The sequence below is a fragment of the Olsenella urininfantis genome, from assembly GCF_900155635.1.
In the GTDB taxonomy this organism is placed as follows: Bacteria; Actinomycetota; Coriobacteriia; order Coriobacteriales; family Atopobiaceae; genus Olsenella_G; species Olsenella_G urininfantis.
On sequence record NZ_LT732540.1, the window covers coordinates 1,574,084 to 1,589,822 of the forward strand.

A 15,739-nucleotide genomic window follows, 5' to 3' on the forward strand; every position below is an offset into this window, starting at 1 on the left:
AGCGCGCGGCCAAGGTGGCTGCGTGGGCCGCCTGCGTTGCTCAAGTATATACTTGTGCGGACGCGCGGCCCTTTGCCACGCATCTTCGACAGAGCGAGGCGCCAACCCAAAGATGTGCCGGCGCCACACAAGACAGGGGGAGCGGCTGATGGTTGGCGATGTTTTCGGATGGCTCTTTGGCACGCGTCCCGGTGTCCTGGCGCTCGTCCTAGGCGGCATAGTGCTCTTCCTGATCATCTCCTTTGTCCTTGAGCGCCGCACGCGCGCGCAGTACAAGAACCATGAGAGGGGCGAGGGCGACTGGAGCCTCTTTGACGATGACGACGAGAGCGGCTGGAGCGACTTCGACGAGGACAACAAGTAGCCCACCCTTCCTAGCCGACAAAGCAGAAAGGGCCCCCGGCATGATGCCAGGGGCCCTTTTGAGTTCATGGTGCGGGCGAAAGGACTTGAACCTTCATGAGATTGCTCTCATACGGACCTGAACCGTACGCGTCTGCCAATTCCGCCACGCCCGCGTGCAGGATGGCATCTTACTACTATTCCACCCTTCTGCGCAATGGAAAGTTTTGCAGCGGGGCGGGTAAATGTGAACGCATCATAAACATGGCCAAAGCACGCTAGAATAGCAGCAGAAACAGGCACGAGCTCACGCAAGACGCAGCTGAAACGAACAGGACGAGCCGTGATTGACAGCATGCCCCCGTCGGCGCTGCCGACAAGCCCCTCATATGCACAGACCTCGCACCAGGCGCTCCTGCTGGGTCGCTACCGCATCATGGAGTCCTGTGGGACGGGCGGCTTTGGTGACGTGCTCACCTGCTGGGACACGCGCCTGCAGCGCAGGGTCGCCATCAAACGCATGCCACTGGTGGCGCAGGCGGGTCACGCGGGCATGGCGTCAGCCCTCGACGAGGCGCTCAAGGAGGCTCGAACCTCCAGCATGCTGGCGCATCCCAACATCGTCACCGTGTTCGACTTCGAGGTTGACCATAGCTATGCCTACCTGGTGATGGAGTACGTCGACGGGCTCACTCTCTCGGAACTCCTCGCTCGGGTGGAAGGCGGGACCCTGACGGGAGACGAATGCTCCTACCTGGTCGGATCCGTTGCCAGGGCCCTTGAGTACGCGCACGAGAACGGCGTCCTGCACCTGGACATCAAGCCCACCAACATCATGCTCGACCGCTCCGGCAGGGTGAAGCTCTGCGACTTTGGCATGGCCACCCTGGCATCCGCCACGGGATACGGCGGCGCGCGAGGAGGAACCGTTGGGTACATGCCCCCCGAGCAGATCGTGGGGGAGCTCGTGGACGAGCGCAGTGACATATTCTCGCTCGCCGTGGTCACCTGGCAGGCCCTGACGGGAGAGAACCCCTTTGCCGCCGACGGCGCCGAGGAATCGCTCAGGAAGATCGAGCGCGGCCCCAAGCGCAGCATATCCAAACTCAGCCCCTGTGCGACGGGCATGGCCGAGAACGTCATCATGCAGTCCATCCAGCCCAGCCAGGCATCACGTCTCCCCAGCGTGGCGGACTTCTCCAATGAGCTGTGCTTCGCCCTGGGGGATGCCGACGAGGGAGCCGCCTCCCTTCGGGCGCTCATGGGGCAAACCCTGGACGGGGAGGCACAGGACGGCGAGCTGAGCATGAGGGAGCGCCTGCCGCTCGCCTATAGGTACCCCTGGCTCCTGGGCGCTCTCAGAAGGGCCTCGAGCGCGGTGGTGGCGACATGGGCGTCGTACCCCGCCATGAGCGAGCTCCTGCAGGGACGGCCGCGCATCCTGCTGGCGGGCCTCTCTGCGGTGGCAGCCCTTACCGCCGCATGGACCCCCCTGGGTCCGGTGCTTGCCATGTGCTGCCTGGTGGTGGCGCTGTTCTCTGGCCCCGAGGGGGCTGCGACCATCATGCTCCCCGGCTCCCTGCTGCTCCTGTTCGCCTGGTGGTGGGCGCGCCTTGGCAGGAGGGACCGCCTGTCGAGCCTCTCGACCCTCGCGGGCGCCTGCGTCATGCAGCCCTTCGCCGCCCCCGCGCTGTCCTCTCTTGGACTGCCCCCCCTTCGCGCTGCCGCCACCAGCGCCTGGGCGTGGGTTGTGGCGACCCTGTTCCCGCTCTGCTCCCAGTACGAGTTCAACGCGAACGCCATCGTGCCGGAGCTGCCCCGGGGCCTCCTCTCCCCCGACCCCCTCGCCTCGCTCGCGGCCTGCTTCCTCGCGGCGTTCACATCCTCTGCAATTGCCCGCTGGCGCCCCAGCGTTGGTGGCTGCATAGCAGGTCAGGTACTTTGCGCGGCCATCCTCGTCGCCTCCAGGATCCTTGCCGTCCAGCTGGGCATTAGCGACAGTTTGGTAGGCGACAGCTGGGCCTCCATGACCGTTGCGCTACTCTTAGGTATGCTTGCGGGCATTGTGACCGTCCTTAGAGGACCCCTGCCCGCAGACGAGGAGGCTGAAGAGTACGATGAATTTGCTTAAGACGTTCGAGGGTCGCATCGCTGACGCCTTTGGTGCCGCGCCACAGGGCTTTGCCGCGCCGTTCTCCTTCAAGAAGCTCGCCAAGCGCGCCACCCGCGAGATGGAAAACGAGACCTTCGAGGTGGACGGCGTGGATACCGCGCCAGCGCTCTACACCATCCTCGTGTCGGCGGCGGACGATTCCGTCATGCGACCCCTTTACGGCCAGCTCACGAAAGAGATCGTCTCCTTCGTCGAGGCGCAGGCGCAGTCCAAGGGATATGTGTTCACGGGCAAGCCGCTCACGCGCTTCATGGTAGACCCCGCGCTCAAGGGCGGTCGCTTCGCCGTCTTTGCCGAGAACGTCGATGCCCTGACCCTGGGGCGCCTGCGCGAGGAGGAGGAGGCCTTCCTCACGGGATCCGCGGGGCTGGGCGGTGCCGCATCCCAGCTGCGCGCTGGCGCGGGCCGCACCCCCTCTCCCAGGCAGGCCGACCCCGTTCCCGTCACAACCCTGCGGCCCGTCGAGGAGCCCTCAAGGCCCTTTGGCCCCGATGCGCAGGAGTTTGCGCCATTGGTAGGCCCCGCTCCCCTTGACGCATCCGCCGGCCTCAGCGTGCTTCCCGAGAGCATCGTGGACGACGCCCTCCAGGCGGCACCTCTCGTAGAGTCAATGGACCCCCTGGTCCCCCTGGCTCCGCCAGAGCCCGCTGCGGCAGCCCATGGGTCATCTCCCGAGACGCCCCTCACCCAGCGCAGGAACGTCCCCCTCGTCAACCACCAGAACCATGCCATGGGCCGCGGCCAATCTGCCGACGAGCCCAGCTGCCTGCTCATAGATCACCAGACCGGCAAGACCTACACCGCCCATGCCCCCGCAACTGTCATGGGGCGCGAGCGCATGGCGGGAAGCATAGTCTTGCGTGACCCCAACGTCTCGAGACGCCATGCCAAGATCAGCTATGACGGGCGCGTCTGGCATATCAGCGACCTTGGCTCGACCAACGGAACCCTGGTCAACAACGTGGACGTTGACTCCGTTGCCCTGCGCAGCGGCGACATGATAACCGTGGGGCTCACGAACCTTGAGTTCCGGGAGAGCGAGTCATGATCGATCTCATCCTGTTTGCAGGGAGAGTCGTCCTCATAGTCCTCCTCTACGTCTTTCTCTTCTCCGTTACCAAGACCGGCATCGGCCTGGTGCGCGGGCAACGCAAGGACGGCGCCATCTGGTCCGTTGACGTCGAGAAGGGCGCACGTTCCCTGCGCGGCCTCCATGTGGACATGCTGGGGCCCGTGGTCATTGGCCGCTCGCCCTCCTCGGACATCGTCATAGACGAGCCCTTCGTCTCGGCCACGCATGCGCGCTTCACGCTCCAGGGCCCGGCCCTGGTGCTCGAGGACCTCAACTCCACGAACGGGACCTTGGTGAACGGGCATCCCATCTCGCAGCCCGTCACGCTGCGCGACGGAGACGAGGTGCAGGTAGGTGACGCCATCATGCGCGTGAGTCGCCGATGAGCGCGCCGGCGGAACATGCCGAGGGGCTCGGAAGCGAGCTGGGCGAGGAGCTCCGGGCAGAACCCGTGAACAGCCCGGGCCATGACACCATACCCGTAGACGCCCGCTCGGGGGCGGAGTCCAAGAGCGGGTCTTCGTTTGCCCTCGCCTGGGGATCGCGCAGCGACGTGGGCCTGGTGCGCACCCACAACGAGGACTCCTTCCTGGTGCAGCCTCCCGCGTTTGCCGTCTGCGACGGCATGGGCGGGCATGCTGCGGGGGAGGTGGCCAGCTCCATTGCCGCCGCGACCATCGGCGAGAGCGTGCCCGTGCATGCCGACGACGTCCTTTTGGGCGTTGCCGTGGAGGCTGCCAACGCCGCCGTCATCGAGGGCGCGGCCGCCGGCAAGGGCAAGGCGGGGATGGGCTGCACCGCGTCCTGCGTGCTCATCGAGGAGAGCAAGATGGCCATCGCCCACGTAGGCGACTCGCGCATCTACCTCCTGCACCGCGGCACGCTGGTAAGGCTCACGCACGACCACTCCTACGTCGAGGAGCTCGTGGACGCAGGGGAGATAACTGCGGACGAGGCCCGCGTGCACCCCTCGCGCTCCATCATCACGCGGGCGCTTGGGTCTGACCCCGACATGTATGCCGACCACTTCACCCTGGATGTGAGCGACGGGGACCGCATCATCATCTGCTCCGACGGCCTCTCCTCGATGGTGGAGGACTCCGAGATGGAGGCCATCTCCTGCTCGTCCGCCTCCCCTCAGGCCGCCGCCGACAACCTCGTCGCCGCCGCGCTGGCCGGCGGGGGGAGTGACAACGTCACCGTGGTCGTGGTGGACATTCTCGACGACGGGACCCTGGCGCGCCACCGCAAGGCATGGCATGGGCGGATCATGCGAGGCTCCTTCGCCACCCTCATAGCGCTTGCCCTCCTTGTCCTGGGAACCTTCGCCTTCATCAAGGGCTCCTGGTACCTTGCTGACAACAATGGGACCGTAGGCATCTACCAGGGGGTTGACGGCCAGATCCTGGGATTCCCCCTTTCTCGCCTGGTTGAGACCACCTCCGTAAGGCTCACAGACCTCCCCAACGCCGTGCAGCAGAGCCTGGTGCGGGGAATGCGCATGAGCGGGGAGGACGAGGCCCATCGCACGGTGGAGAGCTACCGCGACCAGATCGATGCCAACAAGAGCGCCGCCGCCGTCACCGCCGACCGCACCGCCACGGGCACGGACGTCTCGCCCGAGAAGCCCGCCGCGCCCGAGGCCAAGGCAGAGGGAGCAGGTGAGTAGCGTGTCCGGATCGAAGCTCAACACGCGTAGGAACACGGAGTTTGGCCTTCTGCTGCTCGCTGCCGTTCCTGTGGTGCTCCTCTACGCCATGTACGTGATAAACACCCAGGCCGCCATCACGCTGAGTCTTTCCTCATTGGGGGTCCCCCTGGGCCTCTTCGCCGCGTTCACCGCCGCCCACCTCGCCGTGAGAAGGCTCGCCCCGGGGGCAGACCCCGCTCTGCTCCCCCTGGTGTTCCTCCTCTCTGGCGTGGGAATCACCTTCGTGACCAGGCTTGCCCCCTCCCTGGCGGGCGGGCAGGTGGTGTGGCTCTTCGTCTCGGTCGCGGCCATGATCGCCACCCTGGTCGCGGTTCCCCGCATCGAGAGTCTTGCCGAGTACAAGTTCACGATGGGCATCGCCGGCATCGCCCTGCTGCTGCTCCCCATGCTCATTGGCAGCGAGCGTGGCGGGTCGAAGCTCTGGCTGGTGCTGGGACCCTTCTCCTTCCAGCCCGGAGAGATAGCGAAGGTGCTGGTCATCCTCTTCCTTTCGGCCTACCTCGCCGAGAACCGCGAACTGCTTTCGGCGTCCATGCGCCGCGTGGGTCCGCTGTCCCTGCCGCGCCCGCGCATGCTTGCGCCGCTCATGGTCATGTGGGGAGTCTCCCTTCTGGTGGTCGTCTTCGAGAGAGACCTGGGCAGCGCGCTGCTCTTCTTCTCCTTCTTCGTGGTGATGCTCTACGTCTGCACGGGGCGCGTCAGCTATGTGCTCATCTCCCTCGCGCTGCTGGCCGTGGGAGGGGTGGTTTGCTACCTGCTCTTCAGTCACGTTCAGACGCGCGTCCAGATCTGGCTTGACCCCTTCGAGGACCCCTCGAACAAGGGGCTGCAGATCGTCCAGTCCCTCTACTCGCTGGCCGATGGTGGCCTGGTGGGCGCGGGCATCGGCAAGGGTCTGCCCACCCTCATCCCCGTCGTCGAGTCGGACTTCATCTTCTCTGCCATCGGAGAGGAGATGGGGCTCCTGGGGGGGACTGCCGTTCTGGCCTGTTACCTGCTTCTGGCGGTGCGCGGCCTCACCACCGCGGCGCGTGCGAAGTCAGACATGGCGGCATTCAGTGCCGTAGGCCTCACGTCCGCCATCCTGGTCCAGGCCTTCGTCATCGTGGGAGGCGTCACGCGCCTGCTGCCTTTGACGGGCGTGACGCTGCCCTTCATGAGTCAGGGGGGAAGCTCGCTCCTGGCAAGTTTCATCACCCTGGGGTTGCTGCTGCGCACGGGCGACGAGGGGACGGGACATGACGCCCAGATCGAGATGACCTCTCCCTCTCGGGCCGGCGTCTCCGCAAGCGCAGGGGACGTGGTGCACGGCTCGCACGCACGCGGGCATTTCGGTATGCTCACGCCCGAGTCCGGCGTCCTGGGGCGCGTTGCCCTGGGAAAGCGGCTCACCCTCCTCATCACGGCCTTCTCGCTCATGATCGGCGCGCTGGTGGCCAACCTCACCTACATCCAGGCGATTCGCGCTGGCTACTACCAAGGCCTTCCCATCAACAACCACACCATCGCCAGGACCTCGCGCGTCCAGCGCGGGGCGATCATCAGCTCTGACGGGGTGACCCTGGCTGAGTCCGTGCTGCAGAAGGACGGCAGCTACGCGCGCAACCACCCCCAGGGCGGCCTGGCCGCCCTGACCGTCGGCTATATCTCCCCGCAGTATGGCGCCGCCGGCATAGAGTCCACGCACAACGAAGTCCTCTCGGGAAGGTCTGACCACTCCAGCTGGAGCTCGGCCCTCTACTCCATGGCCGGCATCGGAAACGCGGGGTCCTCCGTGGTCCTCACCATCAACTCGCAGATGCAGCGCGCCGCGGAGCAGGCCCTCGAGGGCAAGGTCGGCGCGATAGTGGTGCTGAACCCAACCACGGGGGCGGTTCTCGCCAAGGCGTCCTCCCCGAGCTACAGCTACGACACCCTCTCGGACGTCATGACCCAGGACTCTGGTGCCGGAGAGCTCATAGACCGCTCTACCCAGGCGCTCTACACGCCAGGCTCCACGTTCAAGGTCCTGTCGTTGGCAGCGGCCCTCGACACGGGGGTAGCCTCGCTTGACTCAAGCTACGAGGCTCCTTCCTCCCTGGACATCGGCGGGGCGAGCGTCACCAACCTGGACGACGAGTCCTGGAGCAGCCTAACCCTGCAGGAGGCGCTCGCCTACTCCGCCAACACCGTGTTCGGCCAGCTGGGACATCAGCTTGGCCCCGTCGCCCTGGTGAACTACGCCAGGGCATTCGGCTACGGGAGCAACATCGGCCAGGACTTCTCCACGTCGATGTCTCTGATGCCCGACCCCAGCGAGATGACCGACTGGGAGACCGCCTGGTCTGCCATTGGGCAGCCCGTGGGCTCGCACGCAAGCCCTGCGGGCCCCCAGGCCACCGTCATGCAAAATGCCGTGATGGCGGCCGCCATCGCAAACGACGGCATTGTCATGAACCCCTACCTGGTTGCCCGCATCCTCAACCCCGAGGGTGCCACCAGCTCCACGACGCAGCCCAAGTCGCTGGGCCAGGCCGTGTCCGTCCAGACCGCCGGCGAGGTCAAGAAGGCGATGCTCTCCGTCGTGGAGGAGGGGACGGGCGGTGCCGCGCGCGTCAGCGGCGTGAGAGTCGCGGGGAAGACCGGGACCGCCGAGGTTGGCCCCAACGTCTCCGACTCTCTCTTCGTGGGCTTTGCCCCCTTCGACCAACCAACCCTTGCCATCTCGGTGTGCATAGAGGGGTCCGAGGGACAGAGCGTGAGCGGGCAGGCGTCCATTGTCGCAGGCACGGTGCTCGCGGCCTGCCTCAACGTTCAGGCGCTGGGGGCAAGCTCATAGGACGAACCCAAGCTCGCTTGGGTGTGATTTTGCTAGCACGCGCGGCCCCAGGGGCCGCCACAAGATGGGAGAGACGATGTCAGACAGGGTTCTTGGTGGTCGCTACACGGTACAGGACAAGATCGGTACCGGAGGCATGGCCGTCGTCTACCGTGGTCTCGACGAGGTTCTCGGCAGAACGGTGGCCATCAAGACCATGCTGCCCCAATATGCCGCAGACTCCTCCTTTGCCGCCCGCTTCAAGCAGGAGGCCCAGGCGGCTGCGGCCCTGCAAAGCCCCTACATCGTCTCTGTCTATGACTGGGGCAAGGATGGTGACACCTACTACATAGTCATGGAGTACCTGCGCGGCACCGACCTCAAGAGCGGCATCCGCAGGCACGGAGCGCTCGACTGCAAGAAGGTGGCGCAGATCGGGTCGCAAATCGCCCAGGCGCTCTCCGTCGCCCACCGCCACGACATCATTCATCGCGACGTCAAGCCGCAGAACATCATGGTGCAGCCCGACGGCAACATAAAGGTGATGGACTTCGGAATCGCCCGTGCCAAGAACAGCCACCTCACCACGGACAACTCCGTCCTGGGAACCGCTCACTACGTCTCCCCCGAGCAGACGCAGGGCCGTCCCCTTGGCCCCACCACCGACATCTACTCGCTTGGCGTGGTGATGTACGAGGCGGCCACCGGAAAGGTCCCCTTTGACGGGGACGACGCCATCTCCGTAGCGCTCAAGCAGGTCAACGAGCAGCCCAAGCCTCCCAGCCAGACGAACCCCGCCGTGGACGCCGCGCTTGAGGGAATCATTCTCAAGTGCATGCAGAAGAACCCCGCAGACCGCTTCCAGACCGCGGACGAGCTCTACCATGTGCTGCGCGACTACCTCTCGGGCCGCATCCAGGCCGTGAGCAACGCCACCGCCATGCTCTCCCCCGTTGCGGGCATGGGGCTTGGCGCCACGGCAACCAACCCGCTCCCTGCCTCCAGCGCAACGGCAAACATGCCGCGCGTCGAGACCACGGGACGCACCAAGCCCCAGACGGCCACCGAGAAGGCGCGTCTGGATGCCGCGGAGCGCGAGAGGAGGCATCGCCGGCGGCTGGTTGTGGGCTCCCTTTTCGGAGCGTTGGCTCTCGTTGCCCTCATCGTTGGCCTCTTCTCCTTACTGACCCGCGGCAGCCAGACGCAGAGCGTCCCCAACCTCATCAACCTGACTCAGGAGCAGGCGCTCGACGAAATCGGCAAATCCGGCTTCCAGAGGGGCACCGTAAAGGAGGAGTACTCCTCGACCGTCCCCAAGGGTCTCGTGACCGACCAGGACCCTGACGCAGGCCTCATGAAGGATCCCAGCACCCAGATAAATATCTCCGTCTCCAAGGGGCCTGAGCCGGCTGCGACGGTGCGGGTTCCAGACCTCACCAACAAGACCCCCTCGGAGGCAGAGGCGGCCCTTGCCGCCGCAGGGCTGGTGGGCCAGGCCGGCGACTCCGTCTTCGACCACGACATCGAGGTTGGCAAGGTGGCCAAGCAGAACCCTGCGGCTGGTGTCTCGGCCAAGGCGGGGGACACCATCACCTACCAGCTCTCCAAGGGTGCGGAGAGCACGGAGGTTCCCGACGTGAGGGGCCTCGCCCAAGACGATGCGACCAACACGCTGCAGGAGGCTGGCTTCAACGTGGAGGTCACACCCACCGCAAGCGAGACCGTGGCGAAGGGCCTGGTCATCAGCCAGTCGCCAACGGGCACGGCCGAGAAGGGCTCCACCATCACCATCAGCGTGTCCAGCGGCAGCGCCACTCCCGACATCCCCAATGTCATTGGGGAGAGCGAGGGCGTCGCGAAGGAGTCTCTGACGGGCGCGGGCTACAACGTGAATATCAGCTATGCGCAAAGCGCCAGCGTGGCGAAGGGCCTGGTCATCAGCCAGTCGCCAACGGGCCCGGCCAAGCGTGGGACGACCGTCTCCATAGTGGTATCGCTGGGCGGGTCCGTGGACGGCGCCTCGTAGCGCAAGGCATCCCAAGCGCGTAGTTCGAGGGGCAGGACGCACGCTCGCCCACCCCGAACGATCAGCGCCAAAAGAAGCAGGCCAGGGACCTAAGTCCCTGGCCTGCTTTTTCTTCGTGGTGACCCCGGGCGGATTCGAACCGTCGACACCAGGTTTAGGAAACCTGTGCTCTATCCCCTGAGCTACGGGGCCGTGCGTAAGCATTCTAGCATCACGGGCGCTCCTGCGCCCGTGACATTTGGCAAGCCACCTAAACCAGTGCCCCTCCTACTTGCCCTGCCTCTTGGCGCGACGAGACTCCTTGGCCTTGGCGCGCGCCTCCTGCTCGCGGGCAAGCTGCTCGGCATCGGCCTTGAGCACTTGGTGGACCTTCTTGTCGGTCATGCCCGCCACGACCCTCTCGGCCTCCTTGCGCATGGGACGAATCACACGCCAGTCGTACACGAAGGCGGAGATGATGAGCGCATACGCCAGGACGATGGTTGCGGCGACCGCCATGCCGGCGGGCGTGTCAAACCTGGTGGTGGACTCCGGGTGCAGGAAGGTGATGCCCCACGAGAAGAGCGTGACGCCCAGGCCAGCAATCATCAGGCCCCAGAAGATGCGCTGCTTGCGTCGATATGCCTCGTTGCCCTGGATAATCACGCGGGAGGCGGCCGCTCGGCGGTCCTCTCGGTCGCGCCTCTCCTGGCGGCTCGCCTTGCGCTCTGCCTTGGTCATCTCGCCCTCGGACTTGCCGGCGGCGACCTGACCCGAGCCGCCGCGCACCACGCGCACCCCGGAGGCTGCCTCGCGCGCCGGGCGGGCACGCGTGACCGAGCGCCTGGAGAAGCCCCCGCGCTCAGTCGTGGGCTGCTCGGGCGCGGGTCGAGTCCCTTCCGACTTGCCGCGAGAAGGGATGCTTCCCGCTTCCTGTGCCTCCCTCTTGGCGGCCTCGATGGTCTCACGCAGTGACATGGGACTCCTTCATGGGCTTGAAATCGTTTCCTGTAATGATCTGGAACGCCTCCCGATAGCGGGCGGACGTTCCCTCGATGACCTCCTGGGGCAGGCGCGGGGCGTCGCCCGTCATGTCCCAGTTCGACTTGAGCCAGTCTCTCACATACTGCTTGTCGTAGCTGGGTTGAACCTTGCCCTCCTCGTAGCAGTCTGCGGGCCAGAAGCGGCTGGAGTCTGGCGTCAGCACCTCGTCGATGAGGGTGAGCTGACCATCGATGATGCCAAACTCGAACTTGGTGTCGGCGATGATGATCCCGCGGGTCGCCGCATAGGCTGCCGCGGCGGTATAGATCTTCAGGGAGGCCTCGCGGAGCTGCTCGGCCATGTCCTCGCCCACGATCTGGGCGCAGCGCTCGAACGAGATGTTCTCGTCGTGGTCGCCAAGCTCTGCCTTGGTCGAGGGCGTGAAGATGGGCTCGGGTATCTTGGAGGCCTCCACCAGGCCCTCGGGCAGCCTGATGCCGCACACGGTGCCGTCGTGCTCGTAGGTCTTCTTCCCCGAGCCCGTGAGGTAGCCGCGCACTATACACTCGACGGGAAGGGTCTGCGCCTTCCTCACCAGCATGGAGCGGCCCTCGAGGTACTCGCCATAGCGACGGTACTCCTCGGGGTACTCGCTCACGTCCATGGTGATGAGGTGGTTGGGCATGAGGTCGGAGAACTTATCGAACCAGAAGGCGGAGATGCGGGTCAGTATCTCACCCTTGAAGGGGATCTCGTCAGGGAGGATGAAGTCGAAAGCGCTGATGCGGTCGCTCGCAACCATGAGCAGGCTGTCGCCGCAGTCGTAGATGTCACGAACCTTCCCGTGTGAGTCCGGGCGAAGCTCCATTGAAGCCATGTCTCTCCCCTCGCTGAATGCCCTGCGCCATCGACGCAGCACTGTGATTGTAATGTAAGTGATGACCGCGCAGGGTGCTTCTCCCACGCCGTCACACCAACGTAACGGCAGGCTCCCCAGGCAGCGCTACTGCTCCTGAAGGGCCTGCACCAGCCCCTTCTTCCCATGGTCCAGGGGAAGGTGGAGCGTGAAGGTGGTGCCCTTGCCGAGCTCCGACTCCACCGAGATGGCACCGTTGTGCTTGTCGATGATCTCCTTGGTGAGGGAGAGGCCCACGCCCAGGCCGCCAGAGACGCGCTCTCGGCTGGCGTCCGACCGCCAGAAGCGCGAGAAGACGCGTGGGATGTCCTCCTTGGCGATGCCGATGCCCGTGTCGCGCACGCCGATCAGGGCCTCGCCCTTGCCCTTGTTGCGCTCGACGACAACCACCACCCAACCGCCGTCGGGGGTGTAGCGCATCGCGTTGGACATGAGGTTGGTGAGGGCCTCGCGCACGAGGTCGGGATCCACATCGGCGTAGAGCTCGTGGTCTGCGGTCTTGTCATCGAAGCGCAGGCGCAGGCCCTTCTCGATGAAGAGCTGCTCCTGCATGGAGACCAGGCTCTTTGCCAGGTAGACGAGGTCGGTCCGCTCGGTCTTGAGGGCGGTGGTGCCGTTCTCGATGCGCGAGAGGTGCAGCATGGCGTCAACCAGGCGCGAGAGGTGCCTCACCTCGGCTGCAACTATCTCGAAGTGCTCGTCGTCCGCCGGGAGCACCTCGTCCTGCATCGCCTCGACGGTGGCGAGCATGGCCATGAGGGGCGTGCGGAGCTCGTGCGCGACATCGCTGGTGAGGCGGTGCTCGAACTTGATGTCGCGCTCCAGCTCCGTGGCCATGCTGTCGAAGGTCTCTCCCAGGCGGCCTATCTCGTCGTCTCCCTTGAGGCCGGTGCGGGCAGTGAGGTCACCGTTTCTGATCTGCGCCGCAGTGGAGGTTATCTTCATGATGGGGCGCGTGAGCGCGCGAGAGGCAAAGTAGCTCAGGAAACAGGCGATGACCACGGCGGCGCCGGCGGCGCCCACTATGGCGCCATAGGAGTTGGTCCGGAAGGCTGCGTCGCTCTTGGTGATGAGGGCCTCCGACCCAAAGGCCCAAAGACGAACGGACCCCACGCTTGCCCCGTCAGCCGTCACGATGCTTGCCGAGACCACGGAGTCGGCGCGCTCGGGCATGCGCCGGACGAGCGCCTCGGAGGACCCAGGCACCTCCGCCAGGAAGCCGTCGTGATGGAGGGTGGAGCTGGTGTCGTCGTAGAGCACCTCTCCGTTGACGTCCATGACCTGCACACCGATGTCACGGGAGACGTCGGACGCATAGCTGGCGTAGCTCAGAACCTCGTCGGTCCACCCGCCCGCCTCGCTGTACTTCACGGCAAGGTTGTCTGCGGCCTGCTGGGCCAGCCTCTGCATGTTCTGCCGCGTGTAGCTCTGGAACTGACCCTCCCAGGTGAGCGCCAGCACCGCCGAGAGCACCAGGGCGGTCATGATGGCGGTCAGGGAGAAGTAGAGCGCCATGCGGCCAGAGAAGGTCTTGCCCGCACGCGGGGGCCTGGCCTGGCGCGCCATGGTGTTGAAGCTTGCCTTGGGCGAGTCAGACGACTGCTCGAGAGGCTCGTCGTAGGGCTCGCTTGCGTCTTCGGGAAGGAGTGGCACCGCCGCTACTTCTTGTCAGGCTCGGAGACGGCCTTGCCGCCCTCGCCGGGCTTCTGGGCAGACTCGAAGCGATACCCGACGCCATGGACGGTATAGAGCCAGCGGGGGTTGCGTGGGTCGTCCCCCAGCTTGGCGCGGAGGTTCTTCACATGGGAGTCGATGGTGCGCTCGTAGCCCTCGAAGTCATAGCCCAAGACCTTCTCGACGAGCTCCATGCGCGTGTAGACGCGGCCCGGATAGCGCGCGAGGGTGGTGAGGAGCTTGAACTCGGAGGCCGTGAGGTCGACCTCGGAGCCCTCCACAAGCACCTTGTGTCCGGAGATGTCGATGACGAGGTCACCGAAGTCAAGCACCTCGAGCTGGGGCTCGACCTCGGTGTGGGCACGCCTCAGCAGCGCCCTCACACGGGCGACAAGCTCGCGCGGGGAGAAGGGCTTGATGAGGTAGTCGTCCGCGCCCAGCTCGAGGCCGATGATGCGGTCCTCCACCTCGCCCTTTGCGGTGAGCATGATGATGGGCACGCTGGAGGTCTCTCGCACGGCGCGGCAGACGCGCTCGCCCGAGAGCTTGGGGAGCATGAGGTCCAGGATGATGAGGTCAAAGCTGTGCTTCTCGAACTCCTCCAGGGCACTCTGGCCATCTCCCACGCCACGGATGATGTAACCCTCGCGCTCGAGGTATGCGGCAACGGCGTCGCGGATGGTCTTCTCGTCCTCAACCAGGAGAATCTTCTTCTCGTCTGAAGCCATGGCATACTCCCTTTGACATGCTGCGCCTGGGCGCGCGCTCAAGAATTCACTGATAGCTTGGACTAGTCTAGCGCAGAGTGCCCGACGGCGCATGCGGGCTAGAGGTCGAAGCTCCTTACGGCGACGGAGCTGGGGTAACCGGTATCCTGCGCCTTGACCGTGGAGAAGGTCACGAAGCTCGAGCACTCTCCCACGCGGGCGGGAAACTCGCCATAGTCAATGCAGCGGTTGGCCGACGCCAGGATGGAGTAGGTCTTGTCCGCCGTGTTCACGGCGAAGTACGAGGAGCTGGCACGCACCAGGTAGAAGCCCTCCCTACCGGCAACCGCGGCGGCAGGCTCGCGCGAGAGAACCGTGAAGGGACCCTCGCCGGCGCCAATGTAGGTGCCCATCTGGCCCAGCAGGCCGCCCGACGAGTAGTTTGCCTCGACGGAGAAGGCGAACTTGTCCGCGATGCGCACGGCGTTCATGGGGCGCACGCCCTGGGGGAGCACCAGGCGATCGACCTGGGTCTCAAGGTCGTCAGAAAGGGAGTACGCGGTGATGCCGTAGTAGGTCCCCTGGCTGGCGTTCACGCGCGGCGCAAGCGTTACGGTGTCGCCCGACACGGCCGGCTCGGTGGCAAACCTCCCTGGCGACTCCACCACGGCCCTCGCGTTGGCGTCTCCCACCTTCCAGAGGTAGCAATAGGACTTCTCGATGGTCTTGCCTCCCGAGAGCGCCGGCGCGACCTGCCAGAGTACCCTGCTCCCGCTTACGGCGAACAGGGGCGGATCCCATTGGTCGTCAGCCTCCCAGAGCGTTGAGGGAGCCCCCACCAGCTGCCCGTTCGCGAAACGGGCAGCATAGAGGGACCAGGCGTGCGTGAGCAGGTTGAGCTCGACCCACGCGTAGGCGGAGTCGGAGCAGCGGACGTCGTACACGGCAACGTTGGTCGCCTCCCTCGAGACGGGGGCCGAGACCACCTCAACCAGGGCACCGTCAGAGGTGGACAGCGCCGAGCCCTTCACCATGGGGCTCGCGGAGGAGCCAGCCGTGGTCACGGGAATCCAGGTGCCCTCAGCCGGATGCAGCACGTTTCCCAGGGCGATGTCCCATTCGGCAGACTGGCCAACGGGCAGCGCCACGTAGGCGTAGCGCCCCTCGCCCGTCTGGGGGTCAAGGACATAGTCCGCAGACGCGTCGTCCACAACGGTGGGGGCTGTCACCTGGTCGTTCTCGGGATGGGTGCAACCTGCGAGCACCGAGACGGCCGCCAGCGCCGCACCCGTGGCCGCGCCGGCGCGCAGGAAGCCCCTGCGAGAGATGCTCTGTCCGAATGGGGTGAGGGCCACGTC

At 65.6% G+C, this 15,739-nt stretch carries 12 protein-coding genes and 2 tRNA genes; 7 read left to right on the plus strand and 7 right to left on the minus strand.

Going from position 1 to position 15,739, the window contains the following annotated elements; genetic code table 11:
• Positions 1–148: 148 nt before the first annotated feature.
• Positions 149–364, plus strand: coding sequence for a DUF6724 family protein (locus CZ375_RS07260; RefSeq protein WP_077598560.1), 216 nt, complete (start codon positions 149–151; stop codon positions 362–364).
• Between the two features lie 67 nt (positions 365–431).
• Here the strand turns inward: CZ375_RS07260 and CZ375_RS07265 are convergent.
• Positions 432–518, minus strand: a tRNA-Leu gene (locus CZ375_RS07265).
• Positions 519–685: 167 nt separating this feature from the next.
• Here CZ375_RS07265 and CZ375_RS07270 point away from each other — a divergent pair.
• From CZ375_RS07270 to pknB, 6 genes are all read left to right on the plus strand, one after another.
• The gene (locus CZ375_RS07270) at positions 686–2,473 is read left to right on the plus strand and encodes a serine/threonine-protein kinase (protein WP_234966916.1); all 1,788 of its coding nucleotides are present in this window, start codon (positions 686–688) and stop codon (positions 2,471–2,473) included.
• A complete protein-coding gene (locus tag CZ375_RS07275) occupies positions 2,460–3,563 on the plus strand; it encodes an FhaA domain-containing protein (RefSeq protein WP_077598561.1) in 1,104 nt (367 codons plus the stop codon). Before CZ375_RS07270 ends, CZ375_RS07275 begins: the two co-directional genes overlap by 14 nt.
• Positions 3,560–3,973, plus strand: coding sequence for an FHA domain-containing protein (locus CZ375_RS07280; RefSeq protein ID WP_077598562.1), 414 nt, complete (start codon positions 3,560–3,562; stop codon positions 3,971–3,973). The genes CZ375_RS07275 and CZ375_RS07280 overlap by 4 nt, the downstream gene beginning before the upstream one ends.
• The gene (locus CZ375_RS07285) at positions 3,970–5,256 is read left to right on the plus strand and encodes a Stp1/IreP family PP2C-type Ser/Thr phosphatase (RefSeq protein WP_077598563.1); all 1,287 of its coding nucleotides are present in this window, start codon (positions 3,970–3,972) and stop codon (positions 5,254–5,256) included. The genes CZ375_RS07280 and CZ375_RS07285 overlap by 4 nt, the downstream gene beginning before the upstream one ends.
• Position 5,257: 1 nt before the next feature.
• Complete coding sequence (locus CZ375_RS07290) at positions 5,258–8,116, plus strand: FtsW/RodA/SpoVE family cell cycle protein (protein ID WP_234966917.1); 2,859 nt, start codon at positions 5,258–5,260, stop codon at positions 8,114–8,116.
• 76 nt (positions 8,117–8,192) lie between these two features.
• Positions 8,193–10,121, plus strand: a complete 1,929-nt coding sequence (pknB, locus tag CZ375_RS07295; protein ID WP_077598802.1) for a Stk1 family PASTA domain-containing Ser/Thr kinase — start codon at positions 8,193–8,195, stop codon at positions 10,119–10,121.
• A 116-nt stretch (positions 10,122–10,237) separates the two neighbouring features.
• Here the strand turns inward: pknB and CZ375_RS07300 are convergent.
• The 6 genes from CZ375_RS07300 to CZ375_RS07325 all read right to left on the minus strand — a co-directional run bounded on the left by CZ375_RS07300 (position 10,238) and on the right by CZ375_RS07325 (position 15,736).
• Positions 10,238–10,313 (minus strand) — tRNA-Arg (locus CZ375_RS07300).
• 75 nt (positions 10,314–10,388) lie between these two features.
• Positions 10,389–11,078 carry a hypothetical protein gene (locus tag CZ375_RS07305; protein ID WP_077598565.1) on the minus strand — a complete coding sequence of 230 codons (690 nt, stop codon included), beginning with the start codon at positions 11,076–11,078 and terminating at the stop codon, positions 10,389–10,391.
• Positions 11,065–11,961, minus strand: coding sequence for a phosphoribosylaminoimidazolesuccinocarboxamide synthase (locus tag CZ375_RS07310; protein ID WP_200799718.1), 897 nt, complete (start codon positions 11,959–11,961; stop codon positions 11,065–11,067). Before CZ375_RS07310 ends, CZ375_RS07305 begins: the two co-directional genes overlap by 14 nt.
• A 126-nt stretch (positions 11,962–12,087) precedes the next feature.
• A complete protein-coding gene (locus CZ375_RS07315; RefSeq protein WP_327196227.1) occupies positions 12,088–13,653 on the minus strand; it encodes a sensor histidine kinase in 1,566 nt (521 codons plus the stop codon).
• Positions 13,654–13,658: 5 nt separating this feature from the next.
• Positions 13,659–14,402: a response regulator transcription factor gene (locus CZ375_RS07320; protein WP_077598567.1), complete on the minus strand. Its 744-nt coding sequence runs from the start codon at positions 14,400–14,402 to the stop codon at positions 13,659–13,661.
• A 98-nt stretch (positions 14,403–14,500) separates the two neighbouring features.
• Positions 14,501–15,736 carry a Tat pathway signal protein gene (locus tag CZ375_RS07325; protein WP_077598568.1) on the minus strand — a complete coding sequence of 412 codons (1,236 nt, stop codon included), beginning with the start codon at positions 15,734–15,736 and terminating at the stop codon, positions 14,501–14,503.
• Positions 15,737–15,739: the final 3 nt, after the last annotated feature.